The sequence below is a fragment of the Balneolales bacterium ANBcel1 genome, from assembly GCA_029688905.1.
Taxonomy (GTDB): Bacteria; Bacteroidota; Rhodothermia; order Balneolales; family Natronogracilivirgulaceae; genus SLLW01.
On sequence record JARULB010000004.1, the window covers coordinates 340,041 to 354,140 of the forward strand.

Annotated in this window: 15 protein-coding genes; 12 read left to right on the plus strand and 3 right to left on the minus strand. The window is 54.7% G+C overall.

The features are described from left to right. Positions 1–134 precede the first annotated feature (134 nt). Positions 135–1,010, plus strand: coding sequence for a universal stress protein (locus QA596_07600; GenBank protein ID MDG5767323.1), 876 nt, complete (start codon positions 135–137; stop codon positions 1,008–1,010). A 59-nt stretch (positions 1,011–1,069) separates the two neighbouring features. Further along, complete coding sequence (locus QA596_07605; GenBank protein ID MDG5767324.1) at positions 1,070–1,966, plus strand: universal stress protein; 897 nt, start codon at positions 1,070–1,072, stop codon at positions 1,964–1,966. 93 nt (positions 1,967–2,059) lie between these two features. Here QA596_07605 and acs read toward each other — a convergent pair whose 3' ends face one another. Next, positions 2,060–3,985, minus strand: coding sequence for an acetate--CoA ligase (gene acs, locus QA596_07610; GenBank protein MDG5767325.1), 1,926 nt, complete (start codon positions 3,983–3,985; stop codon positions 2,060–2,062). A 199-nt stretch (positions 3,986–4,184) separates the two neighbouring features. Between acs and lexA the strand changes: the two genes are divergently transcribed. Next, the gene (gene lexA / locus QA596_07615) at positions 4,185–4,838 is read left to right on the plus strand and encodes a transcriptional repressor LexA (protein MDG5767326.1); all 654 of its coding nucleotides are present in this window, start codon (positions 4,185–4,187) and stop codon (positions 4,836–4,838) included. On the opposite strand, the gene QA596_07620 is transcribed toward lexA, so the two are convergent. Further along, positions 4,835–5,107, minus strand: coding sequence for a hypothetical protein (locus tag QA596_07620; GenBank protein MDG5767327.1), 273 nt, complete (start codon positions 5,105–5,107; stop codon positions 4,835–4,837). The genes lexA and QA596_07620 overlap by 4 nt on opposite strands. Before the next feature lie 191 nt (positions 5,108–5,298). On the opposite strand from QA596_07620, the gene rplU reads away from it, so the two are divergent. From rplU to QA596_07640, 4 genes are all read left to right on the plus strand, one after another. Then, positions 5,299–5,613 (plus strand): 50S ribosomal protein L21, encoded by a 315-nt coding sequence (rplU, locus tag QA596_07625; GenBank protein ID MDG5767328.1) that lies wholly within the window; start codon positions 5,299–5,301, stop codon positions 5,611–5,613. Positions 5,614–5,625: 12 nt separating this feature from the next. Next, complete coding sequence (gene rpmA / locus QA596_07630; GenBank protein ID MDG5767329.1) at positions 5,626–5,880, plus strand: 50S ribosomal protein L27; 255 nt, start codon at positions 5,626–5,628, stop codon at positions 5,878–5,880. Positions 5,881–5,952: 72 nt separating this feature from the next. Further along, positions 5,953–6,627 (plus strand): fumarylacetoacetate hydrolase family protein, encoded by a 675-nt coding sequence (locus QA596_07635; protein MDG5767330.1) that lies wholly within the window; start codon positions 5,953–5,955, stop codon positions 6,625–6,627. A 27-nt stretch (positions 6,628–6,654) separates the two neighbouring features. Continuing rightward, a complete protein-coding gene (locus QA596_07640) occupies positions 6,655–8,658 on the plus strand; it encodes a M23 family metallopeptidase (GenBank protein MDG5767331.1) in 2,004 nt (667 codons plus the stop codon). 63 nt (positions 8,659–8,721) lie between these two features. Here the strand turns inward: QA596_07640 and QA596_07645 are convergent, their stop codons facing one another. Then, a complete protein-coding gene (locus QA596_07645; protein MDG5767332.1) occupies positions 8,722–9,102 on the minus strand; it encodes a RidA family protein in 381 nt (126 codons plus the stop codon). Positions 9,103–9,304: 202 nt separating this feature from the next. On the opposite strand from QA596_07645, the gene QA596_07650 reads away from it, so the two are divergent. The 5 genes from QA596_07650 (at position 9,305) to QA596_07670 (ending at position 13,953) form a co-directional block, all read left to right on the plus strand. Continuing rightward, the gene (locus tag QA596_07650) at positions 9,305–9,499 is read left to right on the plus strand and encodes a hypothetical protein (GenBank protein ID MDG5767333.1); all 195 of its coding nucleotides are present in this window, start codon (positions 9,305–9,307) and stop codon (positions 9,497–9,499) included. Between the two features lie 4 nt (positions 9,500–9,503). Beyond that, positions 9,504–10,832, plus strand: a complete 1,329-nt coding sequence (locus QA596_07655) for a tetratricopeptide repeat protein (protein MDG5767334.1) — start codon at positions 9,504–9,506, stop codon at positions 10,830–10,832. Positions 10,833–10,986: 154 nt separating this feature from the next. Continuing rightward, positions 10,987–12,138, plus strand: coding sequence for a cystathionine gamma-synthase (locus QA596_07660; GenBank protein ID MDG5767335.1), 1,152 nt, complete (start codon positions 10,987–10,989; stop codon positions 12,136–12,138). A gap of 72 nt (positions 12,139–12,210) precedes the next feature. Further along, on the plus strand, positions 12,211–12,729 hold the full coding sequence (locus QA596_07665; GenBank protein ID MDG5767336.1) for a hypothetical protein: 519 nt from the start codon (positions 12,211–12,213) through the stop codon (positions 12,727–12,729). A gap of 45 nt (positions 12,730–12,774) precedes the next feature. Then, complete coding sequence (locus QA596_07670; GenBank protein ID MDG5767337.1) at positions 12,775–13,953, plus strand: thiolase family protein; 1,179 nt, start codon at positions 12,775–12,777, stop codon at positions 13,951–13,953. The last annotated feature ends 147 nt before the right edge of the window (positions 13,954–14,100 follow it).

Consider the following 14,100-nt stretch of genomic DNA (forward strand, 5'->3'; position numbering starts at 1 on the left):
AGGCTCTCTTTGGGTATAGCGGACATACCTCCTGTTCCCGGTTCATTTCTAATTGCGGAAACTCAGATGCGTCTTGTCAGGCAATGGCGGAATAACTACATTTTAGATACCCTCCAACCAGTCCAATGCGCTCCATGAAAAACGCCAGAATACTCGTCCCCACTGATTTTTCAGAGCTCAGCCTGCTTGCGTTTCCGGCGGCTGTCGCAATCGCCAGACTGTTCGGCGGAACGGTGGTTCCGTTTCACGCTTACATGCAGGCCAACGAACTGGACGGTTTCTACTACATGGGCGAAACCAGTCCGGAAACCGATATGCGCACCCTCGAACGTTCTCTCTACCAGCGGCTGGAAGAAGTTTCCAGAGAACATGTGGAGGAGCCCTTGCTCGGCGAACCGCGCATCGCCATCGGAAATGCCGCCCGGGCCATCTGTGAGGCAGGCAAAGAGTTTGACCTGATCGTCATGAGCAGTCACGGGCGAACCGGTTTTTCAAGACTGATACTGGGATCCATCTGTGAAAAAGTGCTTCGCACCAGTCAGAGTCCGGTGCTGGTCGTGGAAGAAAAAAGCCGCCTGTTCCCGTTGCAGCGAATTCTGCTGACCACCGACTTCTCCGACAACTCCATCTACGCGTTTGAACCGGCGGCCGAGCTTGCCGAGGCTACCGGAGCTCAAATCGATCTGATTCACATCGTCAGCTACGAGCAGTTCGACACCCTTGCCCAGGCACAGCACGACAGCGAAGAGCGTAAAGAAAAACTGAAACAACTGGCGGTGAAATATTTCTCTGATCTCGAAACGCAGGTTCAGACCGAGGTGTTTTTCTCTGACAGGTCCGTTCATGAAGAAATTGCCAGGCTGACCAAGGCCAGGCCCTACAACCTGGTTGTGATGGCTACCATCGGCCGCACCGGGCTCGATTACATGATGCTTGGAAGCACAGCATCCAGTGTGCTCCGCCATGTAAGAACCGCCGTACTGAGCGTCAAGCCGGAAATCACCACCTGAAAACAACGTGTACCGACTTCTGCCACTATTCCAAAAGCAGTGTTAAAACCATCTATATTATGAAAACAGCCAATATTCTCGTACCCATTGACTTCTCTGACCTCAGCCTCAAAGCGCTTGAAGCTGCGTCCGTTTTTGCGGAGTCGTTCGACGGTGCCATCACACCGTTTCACTCCTACATTTCCATGAGCGACCTGGGGGAGATAGACGCCTCCTCTTCCCGGAAATTTGCCGATACGCATGAAGAACTGGAAAAGAAACTGAGAGGAAAGCTGAATGAGATTGCTTTGGAAAGAGTGGACTCCAAGTATCTGAACGAGGGAATTGTGCAGGTTGGAAATCCTGCGGAAGCAATCATCGAAGCCGCCAGAAATTACGATTTAATTGTAATGACCACGCATGGGCGCACCGGCTTTTCCCGCCTGATCATGGGCTCGGTGGCCGAGAAGGTCATCCGTTTTGCCCCGGTTCCCGTCCTGGTCGTTGAGGAGGCATCGAAAATCAAGCCTTTGAAAAGGATCCTGCTAACCACCGACTTTTCCGATTACTCATTGAAAGCCTTGCCCTTTGCCCGGAGCATCGCCCAGGCTACAGGGGCCAGTATCGACATCATTCATGTCATCAGCTTTGAGCAGTTTGGCAGCATACCGCAGATTCAGGCAGCCACCGACACCAAGAAGAAGCAGATGCGGGAGCTCGTGGACGAACGATTTGATGATATGAGGGATCAGGTGCACACCGACGTGGTTTCAACGAAAAAATCCATCCACGAAAAAATCACCAAAATCGCTCACAAAGAGGCGTACAATTTGGTTGTGATGGCGACCATCGGCCGAACCGGACTGGAGTACCTCCGGCTTGGCAGCACCGCGTCGAATGTGGTTCGACATGTAGAAAACGCCGTATTCACTATCAACCCGCGACGGCTGAAGGGCTCCGGAGACGAACGAAAATAACCGTCCGGCTATCGCATGCGGCCCCTACGACCTCTCCAGCGTGGAGAAGCCGCTTACCAAATGCGGTAACCGGGCATCGCTCACCGGCCCGTTCTACTCCTCCAGCGTGGAGAGGTCGCCTTCGTCCACACCCATGGCCCGGGCTTTCAAGACACGGCGCATGATCTTGCCGCTTCGTGTTTTCGGAAGGGAGTCGAGAAATGAGACATTCTCGGGCCTGGCTATCGGGCCAATTTCATCGCTGACATGCCGGCGCAGTTCGTCCGCCAGCTCCTTCCCTCCATGGATCCCTTCGCGGAGAATGACATAGGTGTATATGGCATTGCCTTTCACCTCATGCGGTAACGCGATTGCCGCGGCCTCCGATACGGCCGGATGGCTCACCAAAGCGCTCTCCACTTCGGCGGTGCCGAGCCGGTAGCCGCTTACCTTGATCACATCATCAATCCGTCCGATAATCCAGACATAGCCGTCTTCGTCGATCCGCGCGGAATCTCCGGCCTTGTACCAGCCCTGCTTTTCGTACTCCTTCCAGTAGGTTTCGACGAATCGGTCGGGATCACCGAATATGGTTCGTGCCATCCCCGGCCAGGGGTTTTTTATCACCAGATTGCCCTCCTCTCCGGGGCTGACTTCCGCGCCTTTCTCATCCACAATAGCCACCTCAATACCAAAAAACGGCCGGGTTGCGGAGCCCGGTTTCAGGGGAGTAACCGGCAGCGGAGTGATCATGAATCCGCCGGTTTCGGTCTGCCACCAGGTGTCCATGATCGGACAGTTGCCGTTGCCGATCACCCGGTGGTACCATTTCCATGCTTCCGGGTTGATGGGCTCGCCAACCGATCCCAGCAGGCGAAGCGAGCTCAGATCGTGGCGCTGGGGCCACTGCTCCCCAAACCGCATGAGTCCGCGTATGGCGGTAGGAGACGTATAAAGAATGTTGATCCCGTACTTCTCGACCATATTCCACCACCGGTTCGGATAGGGGTGATTGGGCGCCCCTTCATACATCATCACCGTCGAGCCGTTGATGAGCGGCGCGTAGATCATGTAGCTGTGACCGGTAATCCAGCCGGGATCCGCCGCGCACCACCATCTGTCTTCATCCTTGATGTCGAACACATACCGGTGGGTCGTTGACGTGTATACGGAATAGCCGCCGTGGGTATGCAGCAGCCCTTTCGGTTTGCCGGTGGTGCCCGATGTATAGAGAATAAAGAGCATATCTTCGGCGTCCATCTCTTCGGTTTCGCACCTGGCGTTGGCGATCGGCAGCGACAACAGGTCATGCAGCCAGAAATCGCGGTCATTCTCCATGTACACCTCGTGCCCGGTCCGTTTCACCGTGATGCAGACCTCCACGGTGGGCGAACGCTTCATCGCCTCATTGGCTATCCCTTTCAGGTCGGTGACGCGGCCCCGCCGCCATCCGCCATCGGCGGTAACAAGCACACGGCTCCGGGAGTCCTCAATGCGGGATGCAAGCGCTTCCACACTGAACCCGCCATAAACCACGCTGTGGGCGGCTCCGATCTTGGCACAGGCAAGCATGGCGACAGCCAGTTCGGGAATCTGGGGCATATAGATGGTGACGATATCACCGCGCCGCACTCCCATGCTCTTCAGGATATTGGCAAATTTCGAGACCTCACGGTTCAGCGCGTGATACGACATGGTGCGGAGGTCACCCGGCTCTCCCTCCCAGATGAGCGCGAGTTTGTTACGGCGCCAGGTTTTCAGGTGGCGGTCGATGGCGTTGCTGATCACATTGATGCGCCCGCCGGTAAACCATTTATAAAACGGCTTCCTGCTGTCATCCAGCACCTTGTCCCATTTTTTGAACCAGTGCAGCTTTTTGGCTTCATCCGCCCAAAACTTCTCCGGGTCGGACACGGACTTTTCATATAACGCATCATAGTCTTTTACATTCGCCTGTTTGGTAATTGCCCTGGACGGGTAAACCATATCAGATGTTGTTCCCGATGCCGACTCTTTCGTTCCGGTCTTGCTTTTTGCCATAAGTAACCCCTGTATTGGATTCGTTTATTACAACTTGCGCCTATTTTGCTATTTATTATCTTTTTATCCGCATGCCATTTTAAGTGAATCGCCTGTGGAATTCAACCGCCTGCAACGAACTTTTTTTATACACGGCTTTGCACTCATCATGAATAAGTAGTATTATGCACATACTTCTTACACATAGCCTTCGAATATTATGGACAACAGCCAGCTTACCCGAAAGCAGAAGCAGTTTTTCGACTACATCGTCTCTTATAAAAATGAGCATGACATCTGGCCGACATACAGGGAAATAGCGGATGAGTTTGGCTACAAATCCCCGAACAGTGTCACGCAAAATCTTCAGGCGCTTGTCAGGAAGGGGGTGTTGATAAAGACCGAGGATGAAGAGTATGATCTTGCCCCGGATTATGATAAGACCCGGGAGCCGGTTTCAGGCGGCATACCGGTACGGGGGCTGATCGCAGCCGGTTATCTGCAGGAGGCGGTGGAGGCGAATCTGGGATCCATCACTCTTGATTTTCTTTTTCCCAATCTGGACCGCATGTTCGCGCTGCGCGTTTCCGGCTCCAGCATGAAAGACGCCAATATCGAAGACGGGGATTTTGTGTTGCTGATGGATGATGACATCAAGGACGGGGACATCGGCGCGGTCCTCTACAATGGGGAGACCTCCCTTAAACAAATCTATTATGGCCGAAACGGATTGCAGCTTAAACCGGCCAACGAGGAGTACAAGGATATTATCATCGAACCGGATGTATTCGAGGAGGTACGTATTCTGGGCAAATATGTAGGCCATGTAAACCGGTCGGGGATCTACCGGCACGACCGCCGCACCAGAAACTAAATCTTGCGGAAAGAGTCGGTATCCCGGATCAAGCCGGCGGCCTTTTTTTCCAGCACATCGCGCCCAGTATCCTTCAGGCGGTCCGACAGCGGGCGCCCGCGCTCGATCCGGTAGTTGGCGCCTTCAACCGCATCGTGGAGTTGGCCGTCCATGATCCACGCCCGGCCCCCGTCGTGTTGCAGACGCTTTCGATTTTTTATGAAAAACGCCTGCCTGTGCAGGTCGGGCAAGCCGCTTTCGGCCATGGGAGTATCGTTTTTTTTAGTCATCTGTCTTCAATTTCGGCAATTAAAACTTTCTTTCAGCGATAAAAGGTAGCCTGCTTTCATTATATATCAAACCGAACGCCGCATTTTATCTGCATCATTCCCCCGTTTTTGGGTTTTATTCTACCTGAAAAACTACTATATTTGAGGTCTTGAATAAAACAGTTTTTCTCACATTATAGAAACCGAACATCATGTACGCGATTGTTGAGATAAGTGGGCATCAGTATAAGGTAGCAAAAGGCGATGTCATTTTCGTTGACCGTCAAAAAGCCGATGCCGACAAAAAAATCACCCTCGACAAGGTTTTGCTGACTTCTGACGGCAAAGGAAAGGTTAATGTAGGCACACCCATCCTTGAAAAAGCAAACGTTAACGCCAAGGTCGTTGACCACGTCAAAGGAGACAAAATCGTTGTCTTCAAGAAAAAACGTCGCAAAGGATATCAGGTTACACGTGGCCACCGTCGCCATCTGACCCGACTTTTAATTGAAAAAATAACCGCTTAATCTTACAGAACCATGGCACATAAAAAAGGTGGCGGCTCTACGAAAAACGGTCGTGACTCCGAATCTAAAAGACTGGGCGTCAAACGCTTCGGTGGTGAAGCAGTTCGTGCCGGCAATATCATCATCCGCCAGCGCGGCACAAAATTCCATCCCGGCACAAACGTGGGTATGGGAAAGGATGACACCATTTTTGCCACGGCTGACGGCATCGTCACGTTCAGCATCGGACGAAAAAACCGCAAAACGGTTTCTGTGGAAGCCGGCTGATCCGCCCGCAACACCCTTCTTTAAAGCTCCTGCCGCAGCTATGCGCTGGAGCTTTTTTTATATCTATCAGCCATGACTTCAGTGATCATCCCGGGACTTGCCCCGTTGCCCGCCGGCAATATCTACTGCATCGGCAGAAATTATGCCGCGCATGCCCGGGAGCTGAATAACCCGCTTCCCACCCGGCCCGTCATTTTCGGCAAACCGTCTGCAAGCCTCACATTTGACGGGATTATCCGCATCCCTCCTTTTGTCGCTGATCCCCACTATGAGGCCGAACTGGTGGTGGCCATCGGAGAGCGCGGGAAAAACATCCCGGCCGGCTGCGCCCTGCCGCTGATTGCCGGCTATGCCATGGGAATTGATGTGACGGCACGTGACATCCAGCAGGAACTTAAAGAAAAATCTCACCCCTGGTTGCTGGCAAAGGGCCTGGACACGTTTGCGCCAGTCGGATCATTTATTGCGTCCGATCAGATCACGGATCCGCAAAAGCTGCACTTCACACTCGACATCAACGGTAAGCGGCGGCAAAACGGAGACACCTCCCAAATGCTGTTTTCTGTGGATGAGCTGATCTGCACCCTGTCGCGTTACGTGACCCTGCAGCCGGGCGACCTCATCTTCACCGGAACGCCTGAGGGTGTCGGCCGACTTGAGAACGGCGACAGGCTTCATGCCGAGCTACAGGCGGGAAATTCCGGCGCCACGGCTCGTCTTGATGCCACCGTCCGGTTCGAATCCTGACCCAATCACCACCACCTTTTCCTGAACATGATTCGTCACAAGGCTCCTCCCCTGCCTATCCCGGCTCTTGCCCTTGCACTATTTTTCCCCGTTTTATTGCTTGCTGTGACAACGGCCCCGGCCCATGCCCAATCACGGCCTGCATTTCTGGAGGAAGGGGTCACCTATCTCTGGCCTACCAACGCCAGCCGCTACATGTCATCTTCATTCGGTGAAACCAGGGCGGCCCATTTTCATGCCGCCATGGATATCGGAACCTGGGGCCATGAGGGGCATCCGGTTTACGCTACACGGGACGGTGTACTGCACCGCGTGGCGGTGGGTCCGGTCGGATACGGCAACGTGATCTATCTGCGGCACGATGACAACACGATTTCCCTCTACGCTCATCTGAAGGACTTTCATCCGGAGATACGCGCGGTGGTCGATTCCCTCCGAATGAAACAGTACCAGTTTAAATTCGACCGGAATATGGAGGAGTTCGGTATAGCGTTCCGGCGCGGGCAGCACATCGGCTGGACCGGCTCCACCGGGGTTGGTCCGCCCCATCTCCATTTTGAACTCCGTACGCCCGGCGGCAAGCCGTTCAATCCGCTGCTTGCCGGTATCCGGATCGAAGATACCATCCCCCCGCAGTTTTCAGAACTGGCTATTGAGCCGCTTTCGCCCGGCAGCAGCATCAACGGACAAACGCACATCCACCGCAAAACGCCGGTCCGACGAGACGGAATCTATCATTTTGGTACGGTAACGGTGGAAGGCGAGGTTGGTCTAGCTGCGGATGTCTTTGACCGGGCCAACGCCTCAAATAACGTCCATGCCGTATACGAACTTGAAATGCGGGTCAACGGAGAACGCCTGTTTCATTCCAGAGCGGACAGCTTTTCCTACGGGCAGGCGCGCCAGATGTTTATTGACCGGGTTTTCCCCATCCTGCATACGGAGCGCAAGGGACTCCAGCGGCTGTACATACACCGTGGCAACACCCTTCCTTTCTATTCAGAGATCGCCGGGCACGACGGACGCCTGCGCCTTCCGGCCGGGACCCACAATGTGCGCATTGCCGCCTCCGATTATTTTGGGAACCGCTCCACAGCCCGTCTGATCCTGCACGTGGAAGAGCCGACAGAAACCCTTACGGAGCACATCACAGCCAGGGTGCCCTTCGACACCCCTTCCGGAATACCGGTTCCACCGTTGATGGCCCCGGAAGCTGTTTACTGGCACAAAAACTGGATGATGCCGCCAGAGTCATCATCACCCGACGACACCCTGTCACAATGGCGCATTCGGCCTGTGGGCTCATTTGAAGCGGAACGCGACGGATTTACATCCGGCCGCTACGGTCTGCCGCTTGATGTCTCTGAGCGCATGGAGCTGTCCGGTGGCGGAGCGGCATGGACCATGCACCGCATCATGCCCGGCTACCCGGTATCAGTTCTGCATGATGCAATGCGGCTAAAGGTAACGTTTCCCTCCCGGGCGTTCTTCGCGCCGGTGACGGTCGGCCTGGCGGGTACGCACACCGCCTTCAGCCTGTATCCCGCATCCGAACCGCTCAATCAGCCGGCCACCGTACGCATCCTGCTGGACCGGAAGCAGGCGGCCACGACGGGAATCGGCCTGTACCGGACACATCCGCGAACCGGAAAACCGGTACACATCAGCTCCTTCATCGATATCCGCAACCATGCCCTGGTGGGTGAACTCAATGCCCCCGGAGACTACTACCTTGCCGCAGATTCACTGGCTCCCGAAATATCCGATCCGAAAATCGGGCGGTGGCGCCACACTGGCAAGGCGTTTGTGACGGTCACCGTGACGGACGAACTGTCGGGCATTGACCATCGGTCGGCCGAGTTTTATGTAAACGGGGAACGCGGAATCGCGGAATACGACCCCGAAAAGGATCTTCTGCGGTATCACCACCCGGACTTCACCCCTCGTGAAGAAAACGACATAACAGTGCGCATCCGCGACCGGGCCGGGAATTTGGCCGAAAAAACGTTTTCCGGTGTCGCCGGGCAGTGACACTGGCCAGGTGAGTCAAGCGTGTTCCCCGATATTGCCTCCGCCTGGTGGCAGCGGCACACTCTATACGTGCGCGATGCAACTCACTTCCACCCGCGCCCCCTTTGGAAGCGCCGCCACGGCAACGGCCTCCCGAGCCGGAGCCTCTTCGGAGAAATAGCGGCCATACACCTCATTAACTGCCGCAAACTCTTTCATGTCAATCAGGTAGATAGTACATTTCAACACGCGGTCCCAGTCCGATCCGGCTGCTTTCAGCACCTCTCCAAGATTGACCATCACCTGCTCCATCTGCCCGGCAGTGTCGGATTCTGAAAGTTCTCCGGTTTCCGGATTCAGGCCAATCTGGCCCGAGCAGAACACCAGCCGGTCAAATACGGAGGCCTGGCTGTAGGGCCCGATGGCCGCAGGTGCATTCCTCGTTGAGATGAGTTTTATGGACATAATGTAGATCCTCTTTATGCGTTGAAGTTGCGGAAGCGTCAAGCTATCCTTACTTTAGGTGCATGTTTTCCGGGTGCCTTCAGAGATACCAGGTCATGTCTGCTATAACCATCACATGTCCTGATTTGTATTCCGAATGCACTGTCGCAGTATCCCGATACGATATAGATTCCATTTTTTAAAAAAAACAGATGATTTGCCCATGGAGAAACTACCGGCCAGGCCACTTCTGAAAGGTCTCGGGCCTGTCATCTTCTACTTTCAATCAGAAAAACAACCAGATGAACCGAAGGTCGCGAAGCGCTATGAACATGACCGGGCTGGCGGCGGGACACACAAGCGCATGATTAAAACCGGTCATGTCATTCTATCTAACATTATAAATCTGAAATTTTAAACAGATGAAAAAAAACCTTTACCCACAACTACTGATCGTCGCTTTTACAGCATTTCTGGTTTGGTCGTGTGCTCCTGACCCGCATATTGAGTCGGCGAGACTGGCACTTGCCCAGGGTGATTTTGAGGAGGTGATTGCCGCCGCGCAGGAAGCAATTGACGCAGATCCCGAGAATGCCAATGCCTATTACTACATGGGTGTCGCCTACGCCTCCATTGCCAGCAACAATCCTCCGGAAGAGCGGCTTGAAGACTACGAACGGGCCCGCGAATATCTGGAACAGGCCCGGCAAATGTATGCCGAACAGGGTATCAGTAACGACGAGGCCGAGAACCTGCCTGAAGTAATTTTTGAACTGTGGGCTTTCGAGCATAACTCAGGGATTCAGCCGCTGACCGACGACATTATCAGTTCTCATGAAGACTCTCTGATCCTGGCCCGTCACCACTTCCAGAATGCCATCGCCATCAACCCGGACAGTTCCCAGTCCTACAGTCTGCTAGCCGAGGTCTACTTCGCCAAGGGTGATATGCAGGAGGCTGAGCGCCTGACCAGGACAATTATTTATGACCTGGACGATGCCGACCTCTTCAACTACTACCGCCTTGCCCTCTATCTGATGGAGGATGATCGTGACGCCGAGGCCGTGGACATCCTTTATGAAGCGCGGGAAATCTATCCGGACGAAATAGAAATTACCCAGGAGATTGCCAACGCCTACCTGCGGCTGGGAAGGACCGATGAAGCCTTGGAAGTGGTACGTGAGCTGATGGAGCAAGATCCCGAAAATCCGCAGTACCGGCTGGTATATGCCACCCAGATATATCAGATGGTTCAGGAGCTGGACGATCAGATCCGAAGCCTGCATGACGATGTGTATGACATAAGTGCGGAAATTCGTGAGCGAGCACGTTCCCAGGAAATTGATGAAGCCGAGATGAATGCCATGTCCCAGGAAATTGAAGACAAACTTGCCCAAGCGGATGAGCTTATCGAGGAGTCTTTCCGGTTTTCCGATGAAGCGGAAGAACAGTTGCTGATCGCCCTGGAAAGCGAGCCGGAAAACCCCGACATTCACTCCACGTTGGGTATTGTCTACCAGAACAGAGCCGCCATATACCAGGACAAGCGCAACATGAGTGAAGATGTTGACGAAGCCGAGGAGTTTGACGCGATGGCCCGGAAATATCTGGAGCGTGCGCTCCCCCATTATGAGAAAGCGGCCGAACTGGAGCCGGATGACCAGGAACACTGGATGTCGCTGTTCCGCGTGTATACCAACCTCGGAATGAATGAGAAAGCCGAGCATGCCCGCGAAAGGGCCGGCTTCTAACTACCCTGCCGAACACCGGCAGCATGGTTTCCTATTGAAAGCTCCGCAACGTTTCTGCGGAGCTTTTTTTTTGCATCACGCCTGAACCCCTGACGAATTCCGGGAACATATCCCAAAGCCTCCCTAATCACGAAACTCCATAACTCCCCTTTTCATGCGCTTCAACACCAAAACGATCCACGCCGGACAACATCCCGAAGAGACTTCGGGCGCTGTAATGCCTCCGGTCTTTTTTACGTCAACATACGCCCAGGAAGCACCAAACAGACACAAAGGGCATGAATATGCACGGGTGACCAACCCCACGCGCACCGCATTTGAAAAACTTCTGGCCGGACTGGAAGAGGCGGACCATGCATGCGCTTTTGCTTCCGGCTGCGCCGCCATGGATGCATTGCTCAAGAGGTTGCGTCCCGGTGACCATGTCATTGCTACCAATGATATTTACGGCGGCTCCTACCGGCTCTTCACCCAGGTGTTTGAACCGTACGGCATCCGTTTCAGCTTTATCGATATGGGCTCGGTGGCTTCGGTAAGAGAGGCCATCACACCGCAAACCCGGATGCTTTGGATCGAAACCCCTACCAATCCGCTGCTGAACCTGGTTGATATTGCGACACTCTCCCGGGAAGCAGGTAAACGCAATATCCTCACGGTGGTCGACAATACATTTGCCTCGCCCGCTCTGCAAAAACCGTTGCTGCTTGGCGCCGACGCGGTAGTCCACTCGACAACAAAATACATCGGCGGCCACTCCGACCTCATCGGCGGTGCCGTCTGCACCAGCAACAGTGAGATTCTCGATAACCTGCTCTTCCAGACCAAGACCACCGGCGCCGTTCCGGGTCCGATGGATTGCTACCTGGCATTGCGCGGAGTCAAAACCCTCGGCCTTCGCATGGAGCGTTCGTGCCATAACGCCCGCGTTCTGGCCGATTTCCTGGCCGATCACCCCGACGTTGCCGAAGTCCGGTACCCCGGCCATACGGGTCACCCCGGTCACGAAATCGCGCGCGCACAAATGAGTGATTTCGGCGGAATGGTCTCTTTCAGCCTGAAAAAGGACGACACCGGGCACGCGCACGCCTTTATGAGCAGTACCCGGATCTTTACACTTGCCGAAAGCCTTGGAGGCGTGGAGTCGCTGATCAGCCATCCGGCCAGCATGACCCACGCGTCCATCCCCAAAGAAGAGCGGGAAGCGGCCGGCCTGAATGACTCGCTCATCCGGCTCTCCGTCGGCATAGAGGATGCCGAAGACCTGGTCGAAGACCTCCAATCCGCTTTCCGGAACATTTCCGTTTGACGCCGTTTTTCGGATTCCTCCGCCATCGACACTGTGGATGATATCCGCCCTGTTTTTCGTATCTTTCACATCATGCGCACCCGTTTATTCCCAGGCCTCCTGCTTGTACTCATCCCCCTGATGGCCGGATGCATAAACCCTTTTGCGCCCGGTGAGGTGGAGGGGGATCCGGTGGCCGACCTGCTGGGGGACCCATCCACCATAGAAGGGTTTTATACCCGCTTCCAAAAAGCCTATGAACTGCGCGATACCTCTCTGTATGGCCCGCTGATCCACTCCGACTTCACCTTCACCTTCCGGGATTTTGAGATCAACGAAGACCGTACCTGGGACCGGCCCGAAGAGATGAGAAGAACACACAGCATGTTCATGAATACCCATGACATCACCCTGCAGTGGAACAATATCCTGCGGGAAACCATCTTCGACGACAGGACGCGGGTCCGCATTGAACGGGTTTTCAATTTACGGCTTGTGGACAGCGGCTCACAAACCTTCCGGGCCAACGGCATCGCCAGTTTTGAACTGACCCGATCAGACAGTACCGAGAACTGGCGGCTCATCAGGTGGAGGGATGAATCCGACATATAGAACGCCCGAAACTAAATGCTACTTTTCTGAAGAAAGGAACACCTTATGAAGCATGTAGTAATCATTGACGCTCTGCGTACCCCCATCGGCTCTTTCGGAGGCCGGTTCAAATCCATGACTGCGCCGCAGCTGGCTTCGGTCACCATCGGCGCGCTGTATAAAAACAACAGCCTCAATCCCGATGTCATAGACGAGGTGATTATGGGGAACGCGTTACCGGCAGGTGTGGGTCAGGGTCCGGCCAGACAGGCGGCTCTCCTTGCAGGGCTGAGGGACACCATCCCCTGCTCAACGGTCAATCAGGTATGCGCTTCCGGGATGAAGGCGGTGATGACAGCCGCGCGCCAGATCGCATGCGGCGATGCCAATGTGATGGTCGCCGGGGGCATGGAGAGTATGAGCAACGTGCCCTATTACCAGCCGGGAGCACGGTTCGGTACCACTCTTGGCCATTCGGAATTGCAGGACGGAATTATTCGGGATGCGCTCCAGGATCCCTTCAAAAAATGGCAGACGGGAAATGCGGCGGAGCTGTGTGCGCAAACCCATGAAATCAGCCGTCAGGAACAGGATGAATACGCCGAAGCGTCGTACCGTAAAGCGCAGGCGGCACAGGATCAGGGGGCTTTCGCTGCCGAAATCACGTCGGTAAAAATCCGCAACCGCAGGGGAGATGCGGAGGTGATCATCCAGGATGAGGAACCCGGTCGCCTGGATGTCGCCGATATCGCGCGTAAAGGTCCGGCCTGGCAGAAAAACGGTACGGTAACTTCCGCCAACTCGGCTGCCATGGGCGATGGCGCGGCCGCGCTGCTTCTGATGAGCGAAGAAGCGGCCTCGGAACACGGACTTGCGCCATTGGCGCGAATTGCCGGCCAGGCTGCCTGCGCCGGTCCGGCGGCGGAATACCTTACAGCTCCCTCAAAAGCCATCGAACTGGCGGCACAACGGGTCGGGACCACACCGCGCGAAATCGATATCTATGAGCTGCATGAGCCCTTTGCCGTTTCGTTACCGGCCAATATCCGTCTGCTTGACATCGAACCCTCTGTTGTAAACCTCCATGGCGGGGCTGTCAGTTTGGGAAATCCCGTTGGGTGCTCCGGGGCCCGGGTTCTGGTGAGTTTGCTGCATTCCATGATCCGTCATGAGAAAAAACGGGGCTGCGGAGCTGTTTCCGCTGCAGGAGGGGATGCTGCAGCCATGGTACTGGAGCGTTTTTGACACAGCGCAGGCAGACGGGTGCCGCCGTCCGCCGATATGTTACCATTCCACTGCGAGCGACTGAGCAAAAACATGTCCGATTGATTGACATTATGTTTACATGGATGTAACTTAGCTGTTAATCTATCATTTCAAATACTATTGCCT